We start from the raw sequence: 23659 nt of genomic DNA, 5'->3' as shown, positions 1-23659 counted from the left end.
TGCTCGCGCAGGAGCCAGGATCACAGGCGTCAACGCCCGTTACCCTAGGCTCCTGCGTCCGCAGGAGAACGAACTACTGCTGCGGTTCGGCGTCGTTGGTCGCTGGTGCATCGTCGCGGTTGACGCGGGCGGTCATCCCGGTCGCGTCTGCGTCGTCCTGCATCTGCTCGTCGGGCGTGATCGGCTTCTCGCGTGGCGGTTCGACCACCGCCGGCGCGGGCGGGGCGGCCTCGACCGGCGCAGCCTCGACCGGGGCAGGGGCCGCCTCGGTCTCGGTCACGCCGGTATCCTCGACCATGTTGGTATCCGTCGGCGGCTGCTCTGGCTCGGAGCGCGAGCAGCTGGCCAGCGCCATCGCGGCGAGCAGGCCACCGGCGATGGCGGTACGGGTGCGGGATATCGTCATGGCGTGTCTCTCAGCGAGCGGCGATCGTCTGGCGTGCGGTGCGCGCCTCGATCTTGGAAGCGAGGATGCCGTCCCAGTCATAGGGATCGGCGCGGAAATTCATCTGGCCGTTGCCGCTGGCGAACGCGGTCCAGTAGAGCAGATAGACCGAGACCGGCTTGATCAGCGGCGCGCGGACGGTATCGCCCTTCGCGACCGTGGCATCGACCATCTCGGGCGTCCAGGTCGGGTCGCCCTTCAGCAACAGGTCGGCAAGTTCGGCAGGCTTTTCAAGGCGTACGCAGCCATGGCTCGAAAGCCGACTGAAGCTTGCGAACTTGGCGCGGCTCGGCGTATCATGGAGATAGACCGAATAGTCGTTGGGGAAGTCGAACTTGAAGCGGCCAAGCGCGCTCTGGTCGCCGGCCTGCTGCTGCAACCGCGTCCCGCCGATCACCTTGAAGCCGTTGCGCTTGAAATAGCCGGGGTTGGCGCGTTCCTTCGGCCACAATTCCTTGGTCGCGATCGAGGTCGGCACGTTCCAGGGCGGATTGATGACGATGCTGTGGATCGTCGACGACAGCATCGGCGTCTCGTCGCCCGGGCGCCCGGTCACCGCGCGCATCGACTGCACGGGGACGTCGCCGTCGAACACGGTCAGCACGGCCGCGGCGATGTTCACCTGGATCCGGTCGCGTGGCAGGTTCTGTGGCAGCCAGCGCCAGCGCTCCATGTTCGCCATGATCTGATGCACGCGATCGCCCGCCGACACGTTAAGCGCGGCGAGCGTCTGGGTCGAGACGATCCCGCTCGGGTTCAGGCCATAGCGACGCTGCGCTCGACGCACTGCCTCGAGCAGCGGCGCATCGAACTTGTCGCCGTTGGCATCGACGTCCTTGTCTTCCACCGCCAGTCGCTTGCGCAGCGCGAGCACGCGGGGTCCGCTCGCGCCGATCGTGAAGTCGGGACCGGAGGCCAGCGTCTGCCATCCGCCCGCCGAAGCGATCGAGCGATAATTCTGGAGGCCCTTTCGCAGGCCGTCATAGCCGGCATAGGGCGGCGGCAACGACGCGAACCACGCAGCGATCCGGTCCTGCCGCACCGCATCGGCGAACGCCGGCGTCGGATCATAGGCAGGCGGACGCAGGCCCCAGTCCTTCTGGAAATCGGCTTCGCTGAGGCGGCCGGCATGGACCGCGCGTGCATGATCGAGCGCCGCGCGGACCAGTTCGTCCTTGCTCGGCGCGATCGTCGTCGCGGTAGCGGCGGACTTCAGCCCCTGCGCGACGATGTCACCGTTGAGCAGTTTGTCGAGTTGCGTCGCCTGCTTGTCGCTCAGCGTCGGCACGGTGATCACCGGCGGTGCGAGCGTCGGGACGACCGCCGGCACCGTGGGAACGATCGGCGGCGGCGTCACCTGCGCGAACACGGGCGTCGCCAGCAGCAGCGGTGCCGCCGTCAGCGCCAGCCGGACCATGCCGCTCTTCACTCGTCCATCATCCAAACCGCGCGCCATACTCATCCTGTCTACCCGTATCTCGTCGATGCTTTAGCACGACGCACCCCACCCATAGCTGAACCGGACTCGCTAAGCATCGCCAATCGGGCCAATTTAGCCGGCTCAGGCAGAAGTGGCGGATTTTTCCTGCCGGGCGAGCACTTCATACGCCATCACCGCGGTCGCGACCGCCGCGTTGAGGCTGTCCGCCTTGCCGAGCATCGGGATCTTCACGAGCACATCGCAGGCCTCGGCCATTTCGGACGGCATGCCCTGCGCTTCGTTACCGGTAAGCAGGAAGGTCGGGCCGACATAGGTCGCGGACCGATACTCGGTGTCGGTATCGAGGCTGAGGCCCACAAGTTGACCCGGACCGGTGCGCAGCCAGGTGTGGAACGCTTCCCATTCGGTCTTGACCACCGGGATCGTGAACAGCGCGCCCATGCTCGCGCGGACCGCCTCGACCGAGAAGGGGTCGACCGACTCGCCGATCAGGATCAGTCCACCCGCGCCGACTGCATCGCCGGTGCGCAGGATCGTCCCGAGATTGCCCGGATCGCGCAGTCGCTCGGCGACCAGCCAGATGCCGGACGTGGTGCGGTCGAGGTCGTCGAGCGTCGCGTCGAACTCGTCGAACACGCCGACTACCGCCTGCGGGTTGTCCTTGCCCGACAGCTTCGAGAGAATGTCGGGCGTGGTCTGGATCGAATCGCCGCCCGCATCCTCGACGTCCATCGATAGCGCGTGCACCAACGGGTGGTTCGCGCTGGCCGCGGCGTAGAACAAAGTGCGCGGGAGACGGCCGGTCTCGCGCGCCTCGGTCAGGATGCGCAGGCCCTCGGCGAGGAATTGCCTGGCCGCACGCCGATGCCGCTTGTCGCGCAGGTCGCGGACGTACTTGATCAGCGGGTTCGAAAAGGCGGTTATCTCGCGGGGCATCTAGCTCCCCTTCCGCTTGCGGGAGGGGTTGGGGGAGGGGTTTGTAAACACGCCGTCGCTCATGCCCTCCCCCGACCCCTCCCGCAAGCAGGAGGGGAGAAAGACGTCAATCCTCGCCGAACTTCGCCTCGACCAGTTCGGCAAGCGCGGCGACGGTATGTTCCGCGCCATCGCCGGTCGCGCTGATCGTGATAGCGTCGCCCATCGCTGCGCCGAGCATCATCAACCCCATGATCGAGGTACCGGTGACATGATCGAAGCCGTCCTTGGTCACGCGCACCTCGACCGAGTGCGACGAGGCAAGCGTGACGAACTTCGCGCTCGCCCGGGCGTGGAGCCCGCGGCGGTTGGTGATCCGGACGGTACGCGAGACCTCGCTCACGCGGCAGCCTCGCCGAGAACCTCGGATGCCACAGAGATGTATTTGCGTCCGGCCTCGCGCGCCGCGGCAACCGCCGCGACGACGGTCATCGATTTGCGCGCCGAGCCGAGCCGGATCAGCATCGGCAGGTTCATGCCGGCGATCACTTCGATCCGGCCGCGCTCCATCAACGAGATAGCCAGATTGGAAGGGGTGCCGCCGAACAGGTCGGTCAGCACGATCACGCCGCGCCCGGTATCAACCTCATGGATCGCCGCGGCGATGTCGGCGCGGCGGCTTTCCATATCGTCGTCGGGGCCGATCGCGATCGTCGCGACGCGCTCCTGCGGACCGACGACATGGATCATCGCGCGAACGAATTCTTCGGCCAGACGACCGTGCGTAACGAGAACAAGGCCGATCATAGCGGGCTATTCATACTCATGTGACGACCGACGATCCCTCAAGCGCATCCTGCGGTGCGGCCCCCAGGTCGCGGTGACGCACAGTGGGCGAAAAACCTTCTTCGCGCAACCGCCGCGCCACGCGTTCGGCGACGTGGACCGAGCGGTGTCTCCCTCCGGTACACCCGATCGCGACCGTGACGTACGACTTCCCCTCCGCCCGGTAGCGCGGCAGCAGCAGGATCAGCAGGTCCTCGATCCGGCTGACTGCATCCTCATAGGCGGGGTCGGCGACGATATAGGCGGAGACGTCGGCGTCGAGCCCGGTGCCGGGCCGCAACGCCGAGTCCCAGTGCGGATTGCGCAGAAAACGCATGTCGAACACGAGGTCGGCGTTGCTCGGCAGCCCGCGGGCGAACCCGAACGACTGGACCGCCAGCGTCGGTTCGCCGAGATGATCGCCGGCAAAGCTCGACCGGATCTGCTGCGCGAGTTCGTTCGCGGACATGTCCGTGGTGTCGATCAACCGGTTCGCCCAGTCGCGCAGCGGCGCGAGCAGTTCACGCTCCTGGCCGATCCCCTCCCGCGCAAGCCGGTCGAGTCCCAGCGGATGACGCCGCCGGGTCTCCGAATATCGCCGCTCGAGCTCGGATCCGGCGCAGTCGAGAAACAGCATCCCGACCTCCATCCCGTGGCGCTCTCGCAGATCGCGGATTCGGCCGATGATCCGCTCCGGGTCGAAATCGCGCGTCCGCGCGCCGATGCCGATCGCCAGCGGCTGCGAGTCGTCGGTGGACCCCTTGGGCAGCGGCGCATCGAGCAACCGGTCGAGCAGCAGCAGCGGGAGGTTGTCGACGACTTCCCAGCCGATGTCTTCCAGCGTCTTGAGGACGGTGGTCTTGCCCGCGCCCGACATGCCGGTGACCAGCAAGATATCCTTGCTCGCGCGGCTCATAGCGAAACGGTCATGTAAGAGGCTCCGGGTTGCGTAGGGCAAGTTCGACCTTGATCGGGGCGGAGGCGTGGAACGGGTCGACCGCGAACTGGCGGACGTCGATCCCGGCGATCTTCCGGGCACGGCGCTCGGGCATCCGCTCGACCGCGCCATCGACTCGGACGAGCAGGCCCACCGGAACGTCGTCGACATGCGGCATGGCGACGATCCCGATGCCGCGGACTTCGATCCGGCCGGCAATCGTCGCCGGCGCCCGCGCGAGCAGCAGTTTGCCGGCGCGCACTACCAAGGTCTGGTCGTCGCTGACGAGCGTCGCGCCGCGGTCGATCAGGCGCAACGCGAGGTCGGACTTGCCCGATCCAGACGCGCCTTCGATCAGCACCGCCACGCCGTCGATCGCGACCGAGGTGGCGTGGAGCCGGTCGGAGGAGGGGATCGCCACGTGCGGTCCTTACAACGACGGATCGGCCAGCGGTAGCCGTACGACGAACCGCGCACCACAAAGCCGGTCTTCGCGCGCTTCGACGCCGATCGATCCCTGATGCGCGTCGACGATCGTCCGTGCGATCGCCAGGCCCAGCCCGGAATGCTGGCCGAACGTCTCGCTGTCGGGCCGGACCGAGTGGAAGCGTTTGAATACGGCGTCGCGCGCCTCCTCGGGAACGCCGGGCCCTTCGTCCTCGACGCGGATGACAAGGTCGTCGCGCTCGGGGATTGCCGAGATCGCGACCAGACCCTCATCGGGCGAGAACGAGAGCGCGTTGTCGATCAGGTTCTCGAACACGCGTTCGAGCCGTGCGCCTTCGCCCAGCACCGTGGTGGGGGCGTCTGGATTGCGGTCGAACACCAGACGCATGCCGCGCTCGATGCCGCGCGCGTCGCGCTGCGCGACGAGCCCGTCGATCATCGCCGCGATATCGACCGGCTCGAACTTGGCGCGACTGAGCTGCGCATCGAGCCGCGACGCTTCGGAGATGTCGGAGAGCAATCGGTCGAGTCGGTGGACGTCGTCGCGGACGATTGCGAGCAACTGTGCCTGGAGCGCGGGGTCCTTCACGCGCGACAATCCCTCGACCGCGGACCGGAGCGAGGCGAGCGGGTTCTTCATCTCGTGCGTGACGTCGGCGGCGAACGCCTCGGTCGCGTCGATCCGCGCCCTTAGCGCCAGGCTCATGTCGGACAGCGCGCGCGCGAGCATGCCGAGTTCGTCGCGGCGCGACGGGAGGCGGGGGACGACGACTTCGCGTGCACGGCCGAGCCTGACGCGTACCGCCGCGCGCGCAAGGCGGCGGAGTGGACGAACGATCGTCCGCGCGAGGAACAGCGAGAGCAGGATCGAGACGATCGATACCACCAACAGCACCATGCTGAGCCGGAACCGCTCGATCCGCACCGTCTTCGTGATGTCGCGCGCATTGACCGTGGTCATCACGACCCCGCCCGTGCGAAGCGGCGCGGCCGCGGTGATGACCGGCGTGCGGTCGGGCGCGCGCCAGACGGTGGTCGCAACCTTGCGGCGTGCCTCGGCGGCGGCGACGTCGGGCCAGCGCTGTCCGTCGTTCCGTTCGCGGTAGAGTGGCGGTCGCGGTGCCATCACGACGACGTCGATCGCCGCGTCGAGGAACCGCGCGATGACCTGGTCGCGATCTTCCTTGTCGGGGTCCTGCAGCACGAAATTCCGCAGCCCGAGCGCTCGGCTGTCGACGATCGTGGTGCCACCAGCGTCGAACAGGCGGATCCGCGATCCAGTGTCCGCGGCCAGCCTCAGCACCAGCGGATTGCGTTGCGTCGGATCGACCGACGAGATCGCCTCGCCGATCAGCCGCGCCTCGCGCGCGGTCTGCGCGACGCGGCTGTCGACGATCCGGCTGCGGTAGGAATCGAGGTAGAAGAACCCGCCCGCCAGCAGCAGCAACGCGAAGATGTTGACCGCCAGGATTCGTCGCGTGAGCGAGATCTGTCCCGACCAGCGCAGCGTGAGATCGCGCCCGTCGACGCCGAGCTCATTCCTCAGAAAATCGATACCCGGCACCATATAATGTCTCGATCGCATCGAAGGCGGGATCGACCTGCCGGAATTTTCGGCGCAGTCGCTTGATGTGGCTGTCGATGGTGCGATCGTCGACATAGATGTCGTCCTGATACGCCGCGTCCATCAACTGGTTGCGCGTCTTGACGATGCCCGGACGCTGCGCAAGGGTTTCGAGGATCATGAACTCGGTGACCGTCAGCGTCACCGGCTCACCGCCCCACAGCGTGCGATGCCGCGCCGGATCCATGCTCAGCCGACCGCGCGCGAGCGGTCCGGCGGCTTCCGCCTCGGTCTCGGTACCCGGCGACTGAGTCAGCTCGGTCCGGCGCAGGATCGCGCGGATACGGGCGATCAACAGCCGCTGCGAGAACGGCTTGGCGATGTAGTCGTCGGCGCCCATCGCAAGGCCGAGGGCTTCGTCGAGCTCGTCGTCCTTGCTGGTGAGGAAGATCACCGGGACCTGGCTCTTCTCGCGGAACCGGCGGAGCAGTTCGAGCCCGTCCATCCGCGGCATCTTGATGTCGAATACCGCGAGATCGGGCGGGTTGTCGGTCAGCGCCTTGAGCGCCGTCTCGCCGTCCGAATAGACCCGCGTGACGAAGCCCTCGGTCTGCAACGCGATCGACACGGAGGTCAGGATGTTGCGGTCGTCGTCGACCAGCGCGATCGTTGCCGTCATTCTAGGGTCGCTTGCCTCGGTCGTTGGCGTATCGTCGTAGGCCAATCCGCGACCGCACTCAACTGGGGCCGTATCGGGACCGCGTCAGGGCAGCCCATTTGACCGGTGGGTAGGCGCGACCTACATCCCGCCGCAACGACATACATACGTATGCGAAACCATCTGGAGAGATGCCTTGTCCAACGAACGTATTCCGGCCGGCGGCCTAGCCGCGCAGGAGATAGACACCCGCGCCACCCTGCACTGGAACCTGGTCACAGCCCAACTTGTCGAAGCGGCGCTGGCGCGCGGCGAGGGGACGTTGTCCGCGGACGGTCCGCTGGTCGTCGAGACCGGCGCGCATACCGGGCGCTCGGCGCAGGACAAGTTCATCGTCCGCGATGCCGAGACCGACGCCACGGTCTGGTGGGGCAAGAGCAACAAGGCGATGGAGCCCGCGCATTTCGCCGCGCTGAAGGAGGATTTCTTCGCCGCGCTCGCCGCCAAGGACGAGCTGTTCGTGCAGGACCTGTACGGCGGATCGCAGGCCGACCACCGCGTCAACGTCCGCGTCGTCACCGAACTCGCGTGGCATAACCTCTTCATCCGGACGATGTTGGTGCGGCCCGAGCAGGCTGCGCTGAAGGACTTCGTCGCCGACTACACGATCGTCGACCTGCCGAGCTTCCGCGCCGATCCCGCGCGTCATGGCTGCCGCAGCGAGACGGTGATCGCGGTCAACTTCACCGACAAGCTGATCCTGATCGGTGGCACGAAATACGCGGGCGAGATGAAGAAGTCGGTGTTCGGGCTGCTCAACTACCTGCTGCCGCCGACCGGGGTGATGCCGATGCACTGCTCGGCGAACATGGGCGCGAACGGCGACACCGCGGTGTTCTTCGGACTGTCGGGGACCGGCAAGACGACGCTCTCGGCCGATGCGAGCCGGACGCTGATCGGCGACGACGAGCATGGCTGGTCGGACACCGCGGTCTTCAACTTCGAGGGTGGGTGCTACGCCAAGATGATCCGCTTGTCGGCCGACGCCGAGCCGGAAATCTTCGCGACGACGAAGCGGTTCGGGACGGTGCTGGAGAACGTCGTGATGGACCCGGCGACGCGGCTGCTCGACCTCGACGATCACACGCTCGCCGAGAACAGCCGCGGTGCCTATCCGATCGACTTCATCCCGAATGCGTCGGCCGAGAACATGGGGCCGGTGCCGCGCAACATCGTGATGCTGACCGCCGACGCTTACGGCGTGCTGCCACCGATCGCGAAGCTTACGCCCGACCAGGCGATGTACCATTTCCTCTCGGGGTATACCGCACGTGTCGCCGGGACCGAGATCGGCGTCACCGAGCCCGACGCGACCTTCTCGACGTGCTTCGGCGCACCGTTCATGCCGCGGCATCCTTCGGTGTACGGCAACCTGCTCAAGGAGCGGATCGCGAAGGGCGGCGTCGATTGCTGGCTGGTCAATACTGGCTGGACCGGCGGCAAATACGGCGTCGGCAACCGCATGCCGATCAAGGCGACGCGGGCGCTGCTGAACGCCGCGCTCGACGGGAGTCTGAACGATGCGGAGTTCCGGACCGACCCTAACTTCGGGTTCCAGGTGCCGGTGAGCGTACCGGGTGTCGACAGCGCGATCCTCGATCCCCGCACGACCTGGGCGGACAAGGACGCGTACGACGCAACCGCGGCCAAGCTGGTTGACCTGTTCGTGGAGAACTTCGCCCAGTTTGCCGAGCATGTCGATGAGGGCGTGAGGCAGGCGGCGCCAAAGGTGCGGGAGGCGGCCTAAAACTCCTCTCCCCTCGGGGAAGAGGAAGGGGCCCGCACGACGAAGTCGGGTGGGAAGGTGAGGGCACGTGATACGGCGTGCCCTCACCCCACCCGTCATCCTGACGAAAGTCAGGACCCAGAGTACCAGGCGTCGCGTCTCATGGCTCTGGGTCCTGACTTTCGTCAGGATGAAGAGTCGAGGGGCTCCACCACGATTTCGCCATCCACAACCGCAGTGATGCGAACGCGCATTCCAACCGCGGCATCTTCACCCCTAGCTGGCCAGCTCCCGTCGCCCACCAGCACCCGACCACGCCCGCCGACGATCGCGGCCTCCACCACCACAACCTGCCCCACCAGCCGAGCAGACCGATCATTCAACATCGGATCGCCGCCCTCGACCGGATAATCCCGGTACCAGCGCTTGCCGATCAGCACGGTGACCGCGCTCCACACCGCAAACGCCGCGAGTTGCGCAGGCACCGGCAAGTCCGGCAACACGAACACCGCCACGCCCGTCACCGCTGCTGCAATGGCGAGGAACACCAGGAACACCCCCGGCACCGCCAGTTCGGCGATCCCCAACACCAGCGCCGCGATCAACCAAGCGCCAGCCGCCCCGATCGCGTCCATCAGCTTTCAGGCAACTCAAACGGACCCTTCCGCGGTTCAGGCTTGGCCGGCGGCGACGCGGTCGCATCGCGCAGTGCATCCTTAGCCAGCTCGCCGATCCCGCCAAGCGTCCCCATCAACTGCGTAGCCTCGACCGGAAACAGGATCGTCTTCGCATTCGGCGAGGTCGCGAACTTGCCGATCGCCTCGACATATTTTTGCGCGATGAAGTAATTGATCGCCTGAGCACCACCCTCCTCGATCGCCTGCGACACCGCGCGCGTCGCCGAAGCCTCCGCCACCGCCGCCCGCTCGCGAGCCTCGGCATCACGGAACGCCGACTCCTTACGCCCCTCGGACTCGAGGATCCGCGCCTGCTTCTGCCCTTCGGCGCGCAGGATCTCGGACGCCCGCGATCCCTCCGCATCCAGAATGTTGGCCCGCTTCTCGCGCTCGGCCTTCATCTGCCGGCCCATCGCGTTGACGATGTCGGCCGGCGGGCGGATGTCCTTGATCTCGACCCGTGTGATCTTCACGCCCCACGGCGTCGTCGCATGATCGACCACGTTGAGCAGCCGCGCATTGATCTCGTCACGCTTCGACAGAGTCTCGTCGAGGTCCATCGACCCCATCACCGTGCGCAGGTTCGTCGTCGTGAGCTGCAACAGCGCCTGGTACAGGTCCGACACCTCGTACGCCGCCTTCGCCGAGTCGAGCACCTGGAAGAACACGACCCCGTCGGTCGAGATCATCGCATTGTCCTTGGTGATGATCTCCTGGCCGGGGATGTCTATCACCTGCTCCATCATGTTCACCTTCCGCCCCACACGATAGAAGAACGCGGGGTAGAAATTGAACCCGGGCCTCGCGACCGTGGTAAAGCGGCCGAAATGCTCGATCGTGTATTGATAGCCCTGGTGGACGATCTTGATGCTGGTGAAGAGGTACAGCAGCACCAGCGCCAGCAGGAGCGCGGCAACGATCAGGCCCATCGAACAATCCCCCATCCGTGTATCGCACCGCTATAGCACGTCGCTGAAGGACAGGCCTAGCCGTACGCCGCGCCTTTGGTTACATGGCGCGCCACCTCACACCCAGGAACGGCAGCTCTCATGGATATCCGCCTCGGCCTCACATTCGACGACGTCCTCCTGTATCCGGGGGAATCGGACGTGCTGCCCAGCCAGGCCGATACCCGGACTCAGCTGACGCGCGGCATCGCGCTCAACATCCCGATCCTGTCGTCCGCGATGGACACCGTCACCGAAGCCGACATGGCCATCGTAATGGCACAGCTCGGCGGCATCGGCGTGCTCCACCGCAACCTGACCGTCGAGGAGCAGGTGGTCGCGGTACGTCAGGTCAAGCGCTTCGAATCGGGCATGGTGGTCAACCCGATCACGATCAGGCCGACCGCCACCCTCGGCGAGGCGCAGGCGCTCATGTCGGGCCACCGCATCAGCGGCATCCCGGTCGTCGAGGCGGACGGCAAGCTCGTCGGTATCCTCACCAACCGCGACGTGCGGTTCGCCGGCGATCCAAAACAGCCCGTCAGCGAGCTAATGACGCACGAGAACCTCGCCACCGTCTCGACCGAAGTCGGCAAGGAAGAGGCGCGCCGCCTGCTCCACGCCCGCCGCATCGAGAAGCTGCTGGTGGTCGATGCACAGTATCGCTGCGTCGGGCTGATCACCGTCAAGGACATCGAGAAGGCGGTGATGTTCCCGGATGCCACCAAGGACGAAGCCGGCCGCCTGCGCGTGGCCGCGGCGACGACGGTCGGCGACAAGGGCTTCGACCGGACCGAACAGCTGGTCGACGCCGGCTGCGACCTGATCGTGATCGACACCGCGCACGGCCATAACCGCGACGTCGGTCGCGCGGTCGAGCGCGTGAAGAAGCTGTCGAACTCGGTCCAGGTGGTGGCGGGCAACGTCGCGACCGGCGAAGCTACGCGGGCGCTAATCGGTGCGGGCGCGGACGGGATCAAGGTCGGTATCGGTCCAGGCTCGATCTGCACGACGCGGGTGGTGGCCGGCGTCGGCGTGCCGCAGCTCACCGCGGTGATGGATTGCGCAGAGGCGGGTCACAAGGCCGGCGTGCCCGTGATCGCCGACGGCGGCATCCGCACCTCGGGCGACATGGCCAAGGCGCTCGCGGCGGGCGCGTCGACCGTCATGATCGGCTCGCTGCTCGCAGGCACCGACGAGGCACCGGGCGAAACGTTCCTGTACCAGGGCCGTGCGTACAAGTCGTACCGCGGCATGGGCTCGGTCGGCGCGATGGGCCGCGGGTCGGCGGACCGCTATTTCCAGGGCGACATCAAGGACCAGCTGAAGCTCGTCCCCGAAGGTATCGAGGGGCAGGTCGCGTATAAGGGTCCGGCGAGGGATGTCGTTCACCAGCTGGTCGGCGGCATCAAGGCGGCGATGGGGTATACGGGGTCGGCAACGATCCCGGATCTCCAAGCGCGGGCTGAGTTCGTGCAGATTACTGGTGCAGGCTTGATGGAGAGCCATGTCCACGACGTGACGATTACGCGGGAAGCGCCGAACTACCCGACGCGGTAAAGGCACTTCCCCCCTCCCTGAAAGGGAGGGGCAGGGGGTTGGTCGGTTTCCGCAAGCTCGCCCGCCGGTGACTAAAACGAGCCGACCCACCCCCAACCCCCTCCCTTCCAGGGAGGGGAGCAGGTAGATGCTCGCTCCCACGCTCCCACGCTCCCACGCTCCCACGCTCCCCGTCATTCCCGCGAAGGCGGGAACCCATACTGGCTAACGTCGCGGTAAGATCGCAACCGTTCGAGAATATGGATCCCCGCCCGCGCGGGGATGACGGACGATCTTTGCCTGGGCGGTGCTCCACAGGCCGCAGGCTAGCTCACAGACCGCCGCCCGCTCCGTCGTCCCGCCGCCGCCATCCGTCATCCCGGCGAACGCCGGGACCCACGGTTGCGGCCCGGGTGATGGTTGAACGCTATCGCCGGGGCCACCCTGTCCATGGGTCCCGGCGTTCGCCGGGATGACGGAGGGAAGGGCCGAGCCCCCGCTCGCGATTGGGTTGGAGGCGGGGTTCCGAAATTATTCCCCTCCCGCCCGCGGGAGGGGCTAGGGGAGGGGATGATGACGAACACTCCGTACCAAACCCTCCCGCTTTACCTGCAAGCCGGAACCGACAAGTGACCCCCCCAGCACGCACCCAGGCCGCGATCGAGCTCCTCGACCAGATCATCGCCGCCGCCCGCGAGTTCGGCGCCGCCGCCGACACGCTGATCGCCCGCTATTTCGCCACCCGCCGCTACGCCGGCTCGAAGGACCGCCGCGCGGTCCGCGACCTCGTCTACGCCGCGATCCGCAAGGCCGGTGACCGCCCCGAAAACGGTCGCACCGCGATGCTACTCGTCGCCGACGCCGATCCGGAAGTCGCCGCAACCTTCGACGGCTCCACCCACGCACCCGCGCCGATCGCCAAGGACGAACCGCGCGCTCGCGCCGGCGTCGCACCACAGTGGCTGAGCAAGGCCCTCCGCGCTTCAGGTCTCGACGGCGCCGCCCTTACAGACCTAGCCGGCCGCGCCACGCTCGATCTCCGCGTCAACACGCTGATCGCCGACCGCGCGACCGTCCTCGCGGCACTTCCCTACGCCGAAGCCACCGCGCATGCCCCCGACGGCATCCGCCTCCCGACCGGCACCAACGTCGAAGCACTCCCGCTCTTCAACGAAGGCGCGCTCGAGGTGCAGGACGAAGGCAGTCAGCTCGTCGGCCTCGCGATGCAGGCCAAACCCGGCGAACGCATCGTCGACCTCTGCGCCGGCGCCGGCGGCAAGACGCTCGCGCTCGCGGCGACGATGAAGAACGAAGGCGTCATCCTCGCCTGCGACACCGACCGCAACCGCCTCGCGCGCCTTGCCCCGCGCGCGACCCGCGCCGGCGCAACGATCGTCGAGAGCCGGTTGCTCAACCCGACGCGCGAGATCGAGGCGCTCAGCGAATGGGCCGGTCGCGCGGACGGCGTGCTGGTCGACGCCCCCTGTTCGGGCACCGGCACGTGGCGGCGCAACCCGGAGGCGCGCTGGCGGCTCACCCCCGACCGTGTCTCACGGCTGCAATCGACGCAGCAGCAGGTGCTCTCCGTCGCCGCCACGCTGGTCAAGCCCGGCGGCGCGCTCGTCTACATCGTCTGCTCGCTGCTCGACGCCGAGGGCACCGACCAGGTCACCTGGTTCCTGAACGCGCACCCCGGCTGGACGACAGAGCCCCTGACGCTCCCCGCCGGCGCGAAGCACGGCCACGGCGTCCGCCTCGAACCCGGCCGCGACGGCACCGACGGCTTTTTTGTCGCGCGCCTCCGGGCTGCGTGCTAGCCAGCCGACCTATGGCTCAACTCACGGCCAAACCTGTATCCCGCCTGGAGACGATGATGCGTTTTTCGTCCGTTGCCCTTGCCACCGCGCTGACCGTCGTATGTGTGTCGACTTCGCTCAGCGGGCAACGCCCCGACGTCCAGATCGACGCGCGCTCGATGCAGTTGTTGGCGCAGGGCCGTTCGCTGGTCGCGGCCGGTAATCTCGACGGCGCGACGGATGTGCTCGAAACGTCGGTCGCGGTCGATCCGCGCAACCGGGGCGCGTTCCTCCTGCTCGCGCGCGTCGCCGAAACCCGCGACCTGCCAGGCAAGGCGATCCGCCTCTACCGCGAGGCGCTCCTGCTGGAGCCGAACGACGTCGCGGCGTTGAAGGGGCAGGGCGAGGCGTTGGTCGCGAAGGGCGCCGTGGTCCGCGCGAAGGACAACCTCGTGAAAATCCGCACGCTCTGCAAGGGTGTCTGCCCCGAAGCGACGCAACTCGCGGCGGTAATCGCCAAGGGCCCACCGATTGCAACGGCGCAGGTCGAGAAGACCCCAGTAGCGGCCAAGGACTGATCATCCATTTTCGTCATCCTGGACTTGATCCAGGATCCAGAGCGACGATCGTCGTACTCAGTAACTCTGGATCCTGACTTTCGTCAGGATGACGAAATTGTCTTGGCAGACGATGTCAGCCGACAGCCTTCGCCAATGCCGTGAAATCCGCCACCGAAAGCGTCTCCGCCCGGCGCGTAGCCTCTACCCCGATCCGCTCCAGCGCATTGAGCGCCCCCGGCACGCCCTTCAAACTCTGCCGCAACATCTTCCGCCGCTGCCCAAACGCCGCGCCCGTCAGCCGCTCCAGCACCGCGAAGTTCACCCCCTCCGGCGCCTCGACCGGAGTCAGATGCACCACCGCAGACATCACCTTCGGCGGCGGTGTAAACGCCGACCGGTGAACCGGCATCGCGATCCGCGCAGTCGAGCGCCACTGCGCCAGCACCGCCAGCCGCCCATAATGATCGTCGTTGGTCTTCGCGACGATCCGCTCGGCGACTTCCTTCTGAAACATCAGCGTGCACGACTGCCACCACGGCAACCACGACGTCGACAGCCACCCGACCAGCAACGCCGTGCCGATGTTGTACGGCAGGTTCGACACGATATGCGGCTTGCCCTCGAACAGCGTCGGCGCATCGGCTTCCATCGCGTCGCCCTCGATGACCCGCAGCCGCCCCGGATACGCCTCGCCAAGCTCTGCCAGCGCAGGGATACAACGCCGGTCACGCTCGATCGCCGTCACCCGCGCACCCGCCGCGAGCAATGCGCGCGTCAGGCCACCAGGGCCGGGGCCAACTTCGAGCACCTCAGCATCCTGAAGGTCACCCGGCACCGCCGCGATCCGCTTCAGCAACTGCCCATCGAACAGGAAATTCTGCCCAAGCGCCTTGCTTGCGTTCAGTCCATAGCGCGCGATCACCTCGCGCAGCGGGGGAAGCTCCGTTAATGCAGCCTCGCTCACGACTGGGCAGCGGTCTGAGCGCGCCGGTCCGCCGCTTCACCCGCCATCGCGATCGCCGCGATCATCGCCCCCGGCTCGGCAATGTCCTTGCCGGCAATCGCGAACGCGGTGCCGTGATCGGGCGACGTCCGCACGATCGGCAGGCCCAGCGTCATGTTCACGCCCTCGTCGAAATGGATCGTCTTCAACGGCACCAGCGCCTGATCGTGATAACAGCACATGACGACGTCATAAGTCGCCCGCGCCCGCGGGTGGAACATCGTGTCCGCCGCGAACGGCCCGGTCGCATCGATGCCCTCTTCGCGCAGGATCGCGATCGCCGGCGCGATAATCTCGATCTCCTCGCGGCCAAGTGCGCCCTGTTCGCCGGCATGCGGATTGAGCCCGGCAAAGGCGAGACGTGGATGCGCGATCCCGAAATTCCTCAGCAGACCGCGGGCGGTCACGCGCGACTTAGCAACGATCAACTCGATCGACAGTGCCCCCGAGACCGCGTTCAGCGGGATATGCGTGGTGATCGGCACGACCTTCAGCGATGGCCCGGCCAGCATCATCACCGCGTTATCGGCGGCGACACCGGAACGCTCGGCGACGAATTCGGTCTGTCCCGGATGCGTGAAGCCGATCGCGTAGAGCTGTGCCTTCGACACCGGCCCCGTCACCAGCGCGCGCGCGGCGCCGTTCCGGACCAGTCCGACCGCCAGTTCCAGCGCATGCAACGCAGAGCGCGCACCGTCCACATCGGGCTGTCCCGCGACGATGGCGCCGCCATCGCCAACCGACAGCACCGGCAGGGCGGAGGGAAACGCCGAGACCGCCCCGGCGAGATCGGCGACGCACGCGATCGGCCCCGCCCAGACCCGCTGGATCGCGCGCGCATCGCCCACCGCGACGAACGGCGACAGGTGATGCGTGACGCGCGCGTCCCACGCCTTGGCGATGATCTCCGGCCCGATCCCGGCAGGATCGCCCATCGAGATCGCGATTGGCGGCGTGGCGGTCATGCCGGGCTCAACGATAGTCGACGATCGCATCGCGCCGCAGATCGCGCAGCTTCTGCTGCGCGCGCAGATTGACGCGCTGCTGTTCGAGCTGGCCCTGGATCTGTTCCGAATTGGGCACCGAGCCGCCGGCGGCTTCGTCGCGGCCGCACAATACCAGCGCACGCACACCCTGTTCGGCCGAACCGAACGGCGGCGTCGACTGGCCGACCTGGAGCTTCAGCATGATCTCCTGAAGCTGCGGCGGCAGGTCGCGGATCCGGACCGTGTCGTTGTCGACCACGTCGGCGCCGATCCCGGCCGCGACCTTCTCGACGGTGCCGCAACCACGCAGGTCCTGCGTCGCCTTGGCAAAGGCCTGCGCGCGCGTGCTCGCCTGCGCCTGCGTCGTGTTTGGCGGGAACCGCAACGTCAGCTGCTTGAGGCTGAGCTTGGCATCGCGCGGGTCGGCGGTCAGCACCTGGCGCTTGTCGGTCAGGTACAGGATCGAATAGCCGCCCGGCACCTCGATCGGTCCGGCGACCTGGCCGACCTGCATCGAGGTCGCGGCTTCGGACAGCGGTCCCGGCAGAGTCGCAGCACGGATCCAGCCGAGATCGCCGCCGACCGCGCGGGTCGACGCTTCCGAGAACTGCCGCGCGAAATACTCGAACGGCTGCGCGCCCTTCTGGATCTCCTGCAGGATCTGCTTGGCGTTCGCATAGACCTGCTGGCTGTTCGCCGGCGTCGCCGCGAGATAGATTTCCTTCAAGTTGAACTCGTCGGTGCCCTTCGCCGCCTGCAGACGGTCGATGATCGACTTCACTTCCTCGTCGCCGACGTTGACGAACGGCTCGACGCGCTTGCGCAGATAGCGCTGCCAGGCGAGTTCGCCCTCGATCTGCCGCTTGAGCGACCGTTCGGACGATCCGGATTCGCGCAGATAGGCGCGCATCGCCTCGGGCGTGCGATTGAAGCGCTTCGATACGCCGGCGAAGCTCTGCGTCATCTCGGCAGGCGTGATGACCACGTCGGCGGTCTTGGCTTCCTGGATCTCGAGCGTCTCGTCGATCAACTGGCGGAGCACTTGCAGCTTGAGCCGATCGCGATCCTCCGGCGACAGCTTCGCTTCGTTCGCCATCGCCACCAGAGCGACCCGCTGGTCGACATCGGTCCCGGTGATCACGGTGTCGTTGACGACCGCGGTCGGCTTGCGGACGTTGGGGTCGAGCTTGCCGAAGATCTGGAGGTTGGTCGGGATATCGAGGCCGGTATTGTCCGGCACGCTCTGATCCTGGACCGTCTGGCCCGAGTTGGCCTGATCCGCATTCGGCTGAGATGGAGCCGGCTGGGACGGAGCAGGCTGAGCAGCAGCAGCCTTCGATGGAGCAGCCCGCGACGCAGCCGGCTTGGGCGCCGCCCGGCGCGGCGCGGTCTGCGCGATCGTGCTCGCGGCGAGTGCCGCCAGGACGACGGTCCCGATCATACGGCCGCCACGCGCCGCCAGTCGAACATCATGCTTCAAGTGTCGATATCCCATCATCGGCCTAGCGGACCGCGTCGCCAGGTCATGGCGGCGCATCCGGCAAGGCTTGCCTCATCGTAGCTGAATGCGGGCTTAGCGGCCGAGATTGGTGAAGGCCAGCGTCAACAGGTAGCTGTTGCCCTTCCGCGCGTCGCCCGTGTTGTTGTAGGTCCGCCGCCAGGTCGCGCCGAGGCGGAGGCAGTCGTCCTCGTACTGGAAGCCGACGCGGTGGCGGATCGGCGTGAAGCCGTCGCTGGCCGACAGTGGGTCCTCTGACTTGTTGGTCAGATCGACCACAGCCGACCCGAACGCCGACCAGAACCGCGCGAACTGCACGCGCCCCGCCGCGCGGATTTCCTCGCGATCGCGCAGATCCTCGATCGACGCATCGATGTTGCGGTTCAGCTTGAGATAGCCGACCAGGACATAGGTCGCGCGCGACCCGATCGTCGCGTCGATCTCGTTGCGGCGGATCGCGAAACCATCCTTGTCGAGCCGATAGCGATGGACGATCGATACGAAGTCCCGGAACCGCAGTTCGGTCCGACCGACGATATCGGAGAAGCGATCGCTGAGCCCGGTGCCATCGGGCAGGATCGTCGGGCGCGTGCTCAACCGATAGCTCTGGCCGACATTGGTCGTGAAGCTGATGCCCGGCAGATCGAACGCCCATTCGCCGCCATAGGTCGCGCGCGACGAATCCTCGAAGCGGTCGTAGCCGGCGAAGCGGTTGAGCGAGAACAGATTGGTGTCGTCGAGATCGACCGCGCGAGAATCCTCGTTCGGCAGCGTGATGTTCGCGAATTTCGGCGCCGCGACCAACTGGATGCGCGGCGTGAAGCGCTGCGTGCCGCCGAGGAACGTCCCGATGAACGGCCATTTCACATCAACCGCGACCGCGCCGATCGCGCGCTGGCTGAACCCTTCGAGCCCGCGGTAGCTGAGGTTGGTCGTCGCCAGCGTATCGTTCGTATTATACAGGTCGCCGCGCGCGAACGCCGTGAACGTGACTTCCTGCCCCCAATTGGTCAGCCGGCGCAGGTCCCATTGGAGGCTGGCGAACGCACGCTGCGTGTCCTGCCCATCGGTGCGGGTCAGCGCGAGCGTGTTGAGCTGGAGCTGGAACTTACCGCCGATCAGGCCGTCGTCGAACCGCTTGCGGTAATCGATCTCGGGCAGCGCGATCGGTTGCTGGCCCTGGCTGTCCTTGACCCGCAGGGTCTGCGCATACCAGCCGCTGACCGCGAAATAGCTGGTGTCGTCGATCCGTTCGAGGCTGGCGGTAGTGCGCAGCCGGTCGTCGCGCGAGATATCGTACCGCCGCAGGAACGTGCGATCGGTGGTCAGGCGAAGCGATCCGCTCGCGGTCCAGTTCGGCGATAACTGATAGCGCGCCATCCCGTCGACATAGCCACGGAACGCCATCTCGGTATCGGTCGGGTTGGCGGTGTTGAGGTCGTCGCTGCGCCGGCTCTCGGTCGCATAGGCGCGGACGCTGAACGCCCCCTTGGTGCTGAGCGCGGAATAATCGACCTGCGCCATCGGCAGCACGCTGCTGTAGATGTGCGGCGTGACGATCAGCCCCTGGTTGGGCGCGAGCTTGAAATAATAGGGGACGCTGACTTCGAGGCCGTTGACGCGGCTATAGCCGCCGTTCGGCGAGAGAAGTCCGCTGTCGCTGTCGCCACCGACCGGGTTCGAGAATTTGGGCAGCGGCAGGCTCGGCAGCCCGAACAGATGCAGGCGGGCGCCCGCATAATAAATACGCTTGCGCTCGGGGCGATAGGTGACGCGAACCGCGGTGATTTTCCACGTCGGTTCCTTCGGACAACCCGCCGAGCTGCCGACCGCGCACGGCGTGTAGGCGGCCGTCTTGAGGTTGACCGTGCCGTCGGCGTCGCGCGTACCCTGCTTGGCCGCGAGGCGACCGCCCTGTTCGAGCACGACGAGCATGTTGTCGACCACGCCGTCCTTGAGCGAATCGGTCAGATTGATCTCGTCGCCATAGGCGATGTCGCCCTGGGGATTGGTGACGGCGATGTTGCCGGTCGCGACGACCTTGCCGGTCTGGCGGTTCCACACGACCTTGTCGGCGCGCAGGCGGTTGCCCTGACGGAACATCCGGACCTCGCCGGTCGCCGTGACGATCTGCGTGTTCGTGTCGTATTCGAGGCCGTTGGCGCTGAACTGCACCTGGTCTTCGGCGGGAGTCGCGGCGGGCGCGTTGGCGACCGGTGCGTCCTGCACGGGGGGCGGGACCGGACGGCTCTGGAAATCCTGGGCATGCACGGGCGAGCTCGCCAGTCCGCACGCCAAGGCGAGCGAAACGGCACAACCCGTCAAAAGGTCGATACGCAACACGATCCGAACCAACCCCTTTGGCACTCGGCAGCCGTTTGCCGCCCTATCGCTCGCCTATCGCACCACCGGCGCTTCGCTGCAATCGCCGTGAGATGACAGGCCGCCACCTTGCTTTGCCAAGCCTGCGGCATCAACTTAGGGCCAAGCCCATCCTATCGTTCAAAAGCTTCCCGAGGTTTCTTCATGCAGATCGTCTTTGCCCCGACCGTTCCCGCCAACGCCCCGATCCTCGCCGTCCCCGTTGCAAAGGACGGCGTGGCCAAGATCAAGTGGAGCGCGATCGGCGGCGATGTCGAGGCAGTGGCGACCAGCGCGGCGACTGCGGCACGTTTTGCAGGCGAGGCAGGCTCGGTCGTCGAGCTGTTCGTGCCGGTCGACGGCGCGGTTCGCCAGGTTCTTCTCGTCGGAGTCGGTACGGGCGAAACCGCCGATTGGGAGAAGGCCGGCGGTGCGATCACCGCGCGCCTGCTGACTTCGGGCGCAACCTCGGTCGTCGCCGACCTCTCGGCCGGCGCCACGCCGACCGCCAAGGCCGCCGCACACTTCGCCGCGGCCGGCGCCCAGCGCGCATGGAGATACGATACGTACCGCACCAAGCTCGCCGAGAAGTCGAAGCCGACGCTGACCGCGATCACCATCGCCGGCGCGCCCGACGGCACCGACGCAGCCTGGAACGAGGCGGCCGCTGTCACCGAGGGGCTCGACCTGACCCGCTGGCTCGTGACGTCGCCACCGAACGTCGTCTACCCCGAGAGCTTCGTCGAGAAGGTGACGAAGGACGTCGAGGGTCTCGGGCTCGAGATCACCGTGCTCGACGAAGCGCAGATGACCGAGCTCGGCATGGGCTCGCTGCTCGGCGTCAGCCAGGGTTCGCGGCGTGAAGCACGCATCCTCGCGCTCAAGTGGAACGGGGCAGGGGCCGACGCGCCGACGCTCGCGTTCGTCGGCAAGGGCGTGACGTTCGATTCGGGTGGCATCTCGATCAAGCCCGGCGCTGGCATGGAAGACATGAAGTGGGACATGGGCGGGGCAGGCGCGGTCGCCGGCGCGATGAAGGCGCTGGCCAGTAGGAAGGCGAAGGCGAACGTCGTCGGCGTGATGGGCTTGGTCGAGAACATGCCCGACGGCGCGGCGCTGCGTCCGAGCGACGTCATCACCTCGATGTCGGGCCAGACGATCGAAGTGCTCAACACCGACGCCGAGGGTCGGCTCGTGCTGTGCGACTGCGTGACTTGGGTACAGCAGGCGCACAAGCCAACCACGATTGTCGATCTCGCCACGCTCACGGGCGCGATGATCGTCGCGCTCGGCACCGAGAATGGCGGCATCTTCGCCAACGACGACGCGCTCGCCGACCAGCTGATCGCGGCGGGCAAGACCACCGGCGACACGCTGTGGCGCTTTCCGCTGTCGCCCGCCTACGACAAGCTGATCGACTCGCCGATCGCCGACATGAAGAACGTCGGCCCCCGCGGCGCCGGCTCGATCACCGCCGCGCAGTTCATCAAGCGCTTCGTCGACGAGGGCGTGAAGTGGGCGCATCTCGACATCGCCGGCATGGTCTGGTCCGACAAGCCCGGCATCAACCACGACAAGGGCGCAACCGGCTACGGCGTCCGCCTGCTCGACCAGTTCGTAGCGGACAACTTCGAGGGCTGAATTACGGATAGGGGGGACTCGCACTCCCCCCTTCATCCTGACGAAAGTCAGTACCCAGGATACCAAACGATGCGCTCCGTTGCTCTGGATCCTGACTTTCGTCGGGATGACGGCGCGGGTTGGGCAGGGGGATGGAAACTATGCAGGTCGATTTCTACCACCTAACCAGCCCCCTCGACCGCGTCCTCCCGCGCATCGCCGAGCGCGTCGTCCAAACCGGCGGCCGCCTCCTCATCGTCGCCGAACCCGAAGACCAACGCGTCGCGCTCGACCGCCTCCTCTGGTCCTACGCCCCCGAGAGCTTCCTCCCGCACGCCCAAGCCGGCAGCAACGACGACACCGCCCAACCCATTCTAATCGCTCAAGACATCCCGGAAACCGCCCCCGCCAACGCCGCTTGCAACGTCGCGGTCGTAGACGGACGTTGGCGTGACCTTATCCTAACCTTTGACCGCGCCTTCCACATCTTCAACGACGAAGCGATCCGCGAAGCCCGCCTCGCCTGGAAAGCGCTCGCCGATCGCGACGGCATCGAACGTCGCTACTGGAAGCAGAACGACTCCGGTCGCTGGGAACAGGCCGCATAGGTTGCTTTAGCCGCGCGCCCCGCCTAAGCGCCGCGCATCCGATTACCGTCAACACAGGAGCCCGTGACCATCATGGCCGCGAACCGTACCTTTTCGATCATCAAGCCCGACGCAACCCGCCGCAACCTGACCGGTGCGGTCACCAAGATGCTCGAGGAAGCCGGCCTGCGCGTCGTCGCTTCGAAGCGCATCCAGATGACCCGCGAGCAGGCCGAAGGCTTCTACGCGGTCCACAAGGAGCGTCCGTTCTTCGGCGAGCTGGTCTCGTTCATGATCTCGGGCCCGGTCGTCGTCCAGGTTCTCGAAGGCGAGAACGCGATGCAGCGCAACCGCGACATCATGGGCGCCACCAACCCCGCCAACGCAGATGCCGGCACGATCCGCAAGGAACTCGCCGAGTCGATCGAAGCGAACTCGGTCCACGGTTCGGATTCGGACGAGAACGCCGAGATCGAGATCGCGTACTTCTTCAAGCCCCAAGAGATCGTCGGCTGATGACCTGGCGGCTGCGACGGGCAGGGCCGGGCGATGCGCCCGCGCTATCGCTCGTCGCATCCGCCACGTTTCTGGATACCTACGCGACCGTGCTGACGGGGGCGGATATCGTCGCCCACTGCACGACCAAGAACAGCGTTGCCACGTTCGAGACGTGGCTGGCCGATCCCGCGACGATCGTGACGCTCGCCGAATACGAGCCCGGTCACGCACCGATCGGCTACACGGTGCTGATCGCGCCGGACTTCCCGATCGAACCCGGCCCCGCGGACATAGAACTCCGCCGCATCTATCTCATGAAGCAGGCCCAAGGCTCAGGCCTGGGCGCCGCCCTGATGGCTCGCGCGCTCGAAGACGCCGCGGCGGCAGGTCGAACCCGCGTCCTGCTAGGCGTATGGGACCAGAACACCCGCGCCCGAGCCTTCTACGAACGTCAGGGCTTCACGGTGATCGGCGCCCGCCAGTTCACGGTCGGCACCACCCTCCACGACGACCCGGTCTACGCCAGGGCGGTCTGAGGTTCCCGGCGGAAGCGCGCCGCACTGCCCAGC

23 protein-coding genes are annotated in these 23659 nt (G+C 66.8%); 8 read left to right on the top strand and 15 right to left on the bottom strand.

What is annotated here, in order from left to right; translation table 11 throughout:
- Window positions 1-73: 73 nt before the first annotated feature.
- The 9 genes from C8J47_RS07480 to C8J47_RS07440 all read right to left on the bottom strand — a co-directional run bounded on the left by C8J47_RS07480 (window position 74) and on the right by C8J47_RS07440 (window position 7253).
- Complete coding sequence (locus C8J47_RS07480; RefSeq protein WP_121885113.1) at window positions 74-406, bottom strand: hypothetical protein; 333 nt, start codon at window positions 404-406, stop codon at window positions 74-76.
- Between the two features lie 10 nt (window positions 407-416).
- Complete coding sequence (locus C8J47_RS07475; RefSeq protein WP_121885112.1) at window positions 417-1862, bottom strand: L,D-transpeptidase family protein; 1446 nt, start codon at window positions 1860-1862, stop codon at window positions 417-419.
- A gap of 144 nt (window positions 1863-2006) precedes the next feature.
- Entirely contained in the window at window positions 2007-2822 is an 816-nt protein-coding gene (locus C8J47_RS07470; RefSeq protein ID WP_121885111.1) for an RNA methyltransferase, read from the bottom strand.
- Window positions 2823-2928: 106 nt separating this feature from the next.
- Entirely contained in the window at window positions 2929-3204 is a 276-nt protein-coding gene (locus tag C8J47_RS07465) for an HPr family phosphocarrier protein (RefSeq protein ID WP_121885110.1), read from the bottom strand.
- Window positions 3201-3608, bottom strand: coding sequence for a PTS sugar transporter subunit IIA (locus tag C8J47_RS07460; protein ID WP_056048813.1), 408 nt, complete (start codon window positions 3606-3608; stop codon window positions 3201-3203). The genes C8J47_RS07465 and C8J47_RS07460 overlap by 4 nt, the downstream gene beginning before the upstream one ends.
- Window positions 3609-3624: 16 nt before the next feature.
- Entirely contained in the window at window positions 3625-4542 is a 918-nt protein-coding gene (rapZ, locus tag C8J47_RS07455; RefSeq protein WP_121885109.1) for an RNase adapter RapZ, read from the bottom strand.
- A 10-nt stretch (window positions 4543-4552) separates the two neighbouring features.
- A complete protein-coding gene (locus tag C8J47_RS07450; protein ID WP_060525506.1) occupies window positions 4553-4984 on the bottom strand; it encodes an HPr kinase/phosphorylase in 432 nt (143 codons plus the stop codon).
- Between the two features lie 9 nt (window positions 4985-4993).
- The gene (locus C8J47_RS07445; RefSeq protein WP_060525505.1) at window positions 4994-6577 is read right to left on the bottom strand and encodes a stimulus-sensing domain-containing protein; all 1584 of its coding nucleotides are present in this window, start codon (window positions 6575-6577) and stop codon (window positions 4994-4996) included.
- Window positions 6546-7253, bottom strand: coding sequence for a response regulator transcription factor (locus tag C8J47_RS07440; RefSeq protein ID WP_060525504.1), 708 nt, complete (start codon window positions 7251-7253; stop codon window positions 6546-6548). Before C8J47_RS07440 ends, C8J47_RS07445 begins: the two co-directional genes overlap by 32 nt.
- Window positions 7254-7428: 175 nt before the next feature.
- On the opposite strand from C8J47_RS07440, the gene C8J47_RS07435 reads away from it, so the two are divergent.
- A complete protein-coding gene (locus tag C8J47_RS07435; RefSeq protein ID WP_404969254.1) occupies window positions 7429-9039 on the top strand; it encodes a phosphoenolpyruvate carboxykinase in 1611 nt (536 codons plus the stop codon).
- 164 nt (window positions 9040-9203) lie between these two features.
- Here the strand turns inward: C8J47_RS07435 and C8J47_RS07430 are convergent, their stop codons facing one another.
- Together C8J47_RS07430 and C8J47_RS07425 are read right to left on the bottom strand one after the other, a co-directional pair.
- Window positions 9204-9653 (bottom strand): NfeD family protein, encoded by a 450-nt coding sequence (locus C8J47_RS07430; protein ID WP_056048831.1) that lies wholly within the window; start codon window positions 9651-9653, stop codon window positions 9204-9206.
- Window positions 9653-10624, bottom strand: a complete 972-nt coding sequence (locus tag C8J47_RS07425) for an SPFH domain-containing protein (RefSeq protein WP_121885108.1) — start codon at window positions 10622-10624, stop codon at window positions 9653-9655. The genes C8J47_RS07430 and C8J47_RS07425 overlap by 1 nt, the downstream gene beginning before the upstream one ends.
- Before the next feature lie 120 nt (window positions 10625-10744).
- Here C8J47_RS07425 and guaB point away from each other — a divergent pair, with 120 nt between their 5' ends.
- The 3 genes from guaB to C8J47_RS07410 all read left to right on the top strand — a co-directional run bounded on the left by guaB (window position 10745) and on the right by C8J47_RS07410 (window position 14555).
- Entirely contained in the window at window positions 10745-12202 is a 1458-nt protein-coding gene (gene guaB / locus C8J47_RS07420) for an IMP dehydrogenase (RefSeq protein ID WP_121885107.1), read from the top strand.
- A gap of 608 nt (window positions 12203-12810) precedes the next feature.
- Window positions 12811-13998, top strand: coding sequence for an RsmB/NOP family class I SAM-dependent RNA methyltransferase (locus C8J47_RS07415; protein ID WP_121885106.1), 1188 nt, complete (start codon window positions 12811-12813; stop codon window positions 13996-13998).
- Between the two features lie 56 nt (window positions 13999-14054).
- On the top strand, window positions 14055-14555 hold the full coding sequence (locus C8J47_RS07410; RefSeq protein WP_183129058.1) for a M48 family metallopeptidase: 501 nt from the start codon (window positions 14055-14057) through the stop codon (window positions 14553-14555).
- A gap of 115 nt (window positions 14556-14670) precedes the next feature.
- On the opposite strand, the gene rsmA is transcribed toward C8J47_RS07410, so the two are convergent.
- The 4 genes from rsmA to C8J47_RS07390 all read right to left on the bottom strand — a co-directional run bounded on the left by rsmA (window position 14671) and on the right by C8J47_RS07390 (window position 20367).
- Window positions 14671-15501 (bottom strand): 16S rRNA (adenine(1518)-N(6)/adenine(1519)-N(6))-dimethyltransferase RsmA, encoded by an 831-nt coding sequence (gene rsmA / locus C8J47_RS07405; RefSeq protein ID WP_121885104.1) that lies wholly within the window; start codon window positions 15499-15501, stop codon window positions 14671-14673.
- Window positions 15498-16505, bottom strand: a complete 1008-nt coding sequence (gene pdxA / locus C8J47_RS07400) for a 4-hydroxythreonine-4-phosphate dehydrogenase PdxA (protein ID WP_259467424.1) — start codon at window positions 16503-16505, stop codon at window positions 15498-15500. The genes rsmA and pdxA overlap by 4 nt, the downstream gene beginning before the upstream one ends.
- 7 nt (window positions 16506-16512) lie before the next feature.
- Entirely contained in the window at window positions 16513-18006 is a 1494-nt protein-coding gene (locus C8J47_RS07395; RefSeq protein ID WP_259467423.1) for a peptidylprolyl isomerase, read from the bottom strand.
- 93 nt (window positions 18007-18099) lie between these two features.
- Entirely contained in the window at window positions 18100-20367 is a 2268-nt protein-coding gene (locus C8J47_RS07390) for an LPS-assembly protein LptD (protein ID WP_183129044.1), read from the bottom strand.
- Window positions 20368-20550: 183 nt separating this feature from the next.
- Here C8J47_RS07390 and C8J47_RS07385 point away from each other — a divergent pair, with 183 nt between their 5' ends.
- From C8J47_RS07385 to C8J47_RS07370, 4 genes are all read left to right on the top strand, one after another.
- Window positions 20551-22026, top strand: coding sequence for a leucyl aminopeptidase (locus tag C8J47_RS07385; protein ID WP_121885101.1), 1476 nt, complete (start codon window positions 20551-20553; stop codon window positions 22024-22026).
- A 140-nt stretch (window positions 22027-22166) separates the two neighbouring features.
- The gene (locus tag C8J47_RS07380; RefSeq protein ID WP_121885391.1) at window positions 22167-22613 is read left to right on the top strand and encodes a DNA polymerase III subunit chi; all 447 of its coding nucleotides are present in this window, start codon (window positions 22167-22169) and stop codon (window positions 22611-22613) included.
- A gap of 72 nt (window positions 22614-22685) precedes the next feature.
- The gene (ndk, locus tag C8J47_RS07375; protein WP_121885100.1) at window positions 22686-23108 is read left to right on the top strand and encodes a nucleoside-diphosphate kinase; all 423 of its coding nucleotides are present in this window, start codon (window positions 22686-22688) and stop codon (window positions 23106-23108) included.
- On the top strand, window positions 23108-23626 hold the full coding sequence (locus C8J47_RS07370; protein ID WP_121885099.1) for a GNAT family N-acetyltransferase: 519 nt from the start codon (window positions 23108-23110) through the stop codon (window positions 23624-23626). The genes ndk and C8J47_RS07370 overlap by 1 nt, the downstream gene beginning before the upstream one ends.
- Window positions 23627-23659: the final 33 nt, after the last annotated feature.

Source organism: Sphingomonas sp. PP-F2F-G114-C0414, from assembly GCF_003688595.1.
Classification (GTDB): Bacteria; Pseudomonadota; Alphaproteobacteria; order Sphingomonadales; family Sphingomonadaceae; genus Sphingomonas.
Note: the sequence above shows the minus strand (reverse complement) of the source record. Positions and strands in the feature narration are given on the sequence as shown.

Excerpts from the sequence above, each read along its gene's own strand:
- C8J47_RS07460 (WP_056048813.1), bottom strand. The coding sequence starts at position 3,608 with ATGATCGGCCTTGTTCTCGTTACGCACGGTCGTCTGGCCGAAGAATTC.
- ndk (WP_121885100.1), top strand. The coding sequence starts at position 22,686 with ATGGCCGCGAACCGTACCTTTTCGATCATCAAGCCCGACGCAACCCGC.
- C8J47_RS07380 (WP_121885391.1), top strand. The coding sequence starts at position 22,167 with ATGCAGGTCGATTTCTACCACCTAACCAGCCCCCTCGACCGCGTCCTC.
- rapZ (WP_121885109.1), bottom strand. The coding sequence starts at position 4,542 with ATGAGCCGCGCGAGCAAGGATATCTTGCTGGTCACCGGCATGTCGGGC.
- C8J47_RS07475 (WP_121885112.1), bottom strand. The coding sequence starts at position 1,862 with ATGGTCCGGCTGGCGCTGACGGCGGCACCGCTGCTGCTGGCGACGCCC.
- C8J47_RS07370 (WP_121885099.1), top strand. The coding sequence starts at position 23,108 with ATGACCTGGCGGCTGCGACGGGCAGGGCCGGGCGATGCGCCCGCGCTA.
- C8J47_RS07430 (WP_056048831.1), bottom strand. The coding sequence starts at position 9,653 with ATGGACGCGATCGGGGCGGCTGGCGCTTGGTTGATCGCGGCGCTGGTG.
- pdxA (WP_259467424.1), bottom strand. The coding sequence starts at position 16,505 with ATGACCGCCACGCCGCCAATCGCGATCTCGATGGGCGATCCTGCCGGG.
- C8J47_RS07425 (WP_121885108.1), bottom strand. The coding sequence starts at position 10,624 with ATGGGCCTGATCGTTGCCGCGCTCCTGCTGGCGCTGGTGCTGCTGTAC.
- C8J47_RS07470 (WP_121885111.1), bottom strand. The coding sequence starts at position 2,822 with ATGCCCCGCGAGATAACCGCCTTTTCGAACCCGCTGATCAAGTACGTC.
- C8J47_RS07385 (WP_121885101.1), top strand. The coding sequence starts at position 20,551 with ATGCAGATCGTCTTTGCCCCGACCGTTCCCGCCAACGCCCCGATCCTC.
- C8J47_RS07445 (WP_060525505.1), bottom strand. The coding sequence starts at position 6,577 with ATGGTGCCGGGTATCGATTTTCTGAGGAATGAGCTCGGCGTCGACGGG.
- C8J47_RS07440 (WP_060525504.1), bottom strand. The coding sequence starts at position 7,253 with ATGACGGCAACGATCGCGCTGGTCGACGACGACCGCAACATCCTGACC.
- C8J47_RS07410 (WP_183129058.1), top strand. The coding sequence starts at position 14,055 with ATGCGTTTTTCGTCCGTTGCCCTTGCCACCGCGCTGACCGTCGTATGT.
- C8J47_RS07480 (WP_121885113.1), bottom strand. The coding sequence starts at position 406 with ATGACGATATCCCGCACCCGTACCGCCATCGCCGGTGGCCTGCTCGCC.
- guaB (WP_121885107.1), top strand. The coding sequence starts at position 10,745 with ATGGATATCCGCCTCGGCCTCACATTCGACGACGTCCTCCTGTATCCG.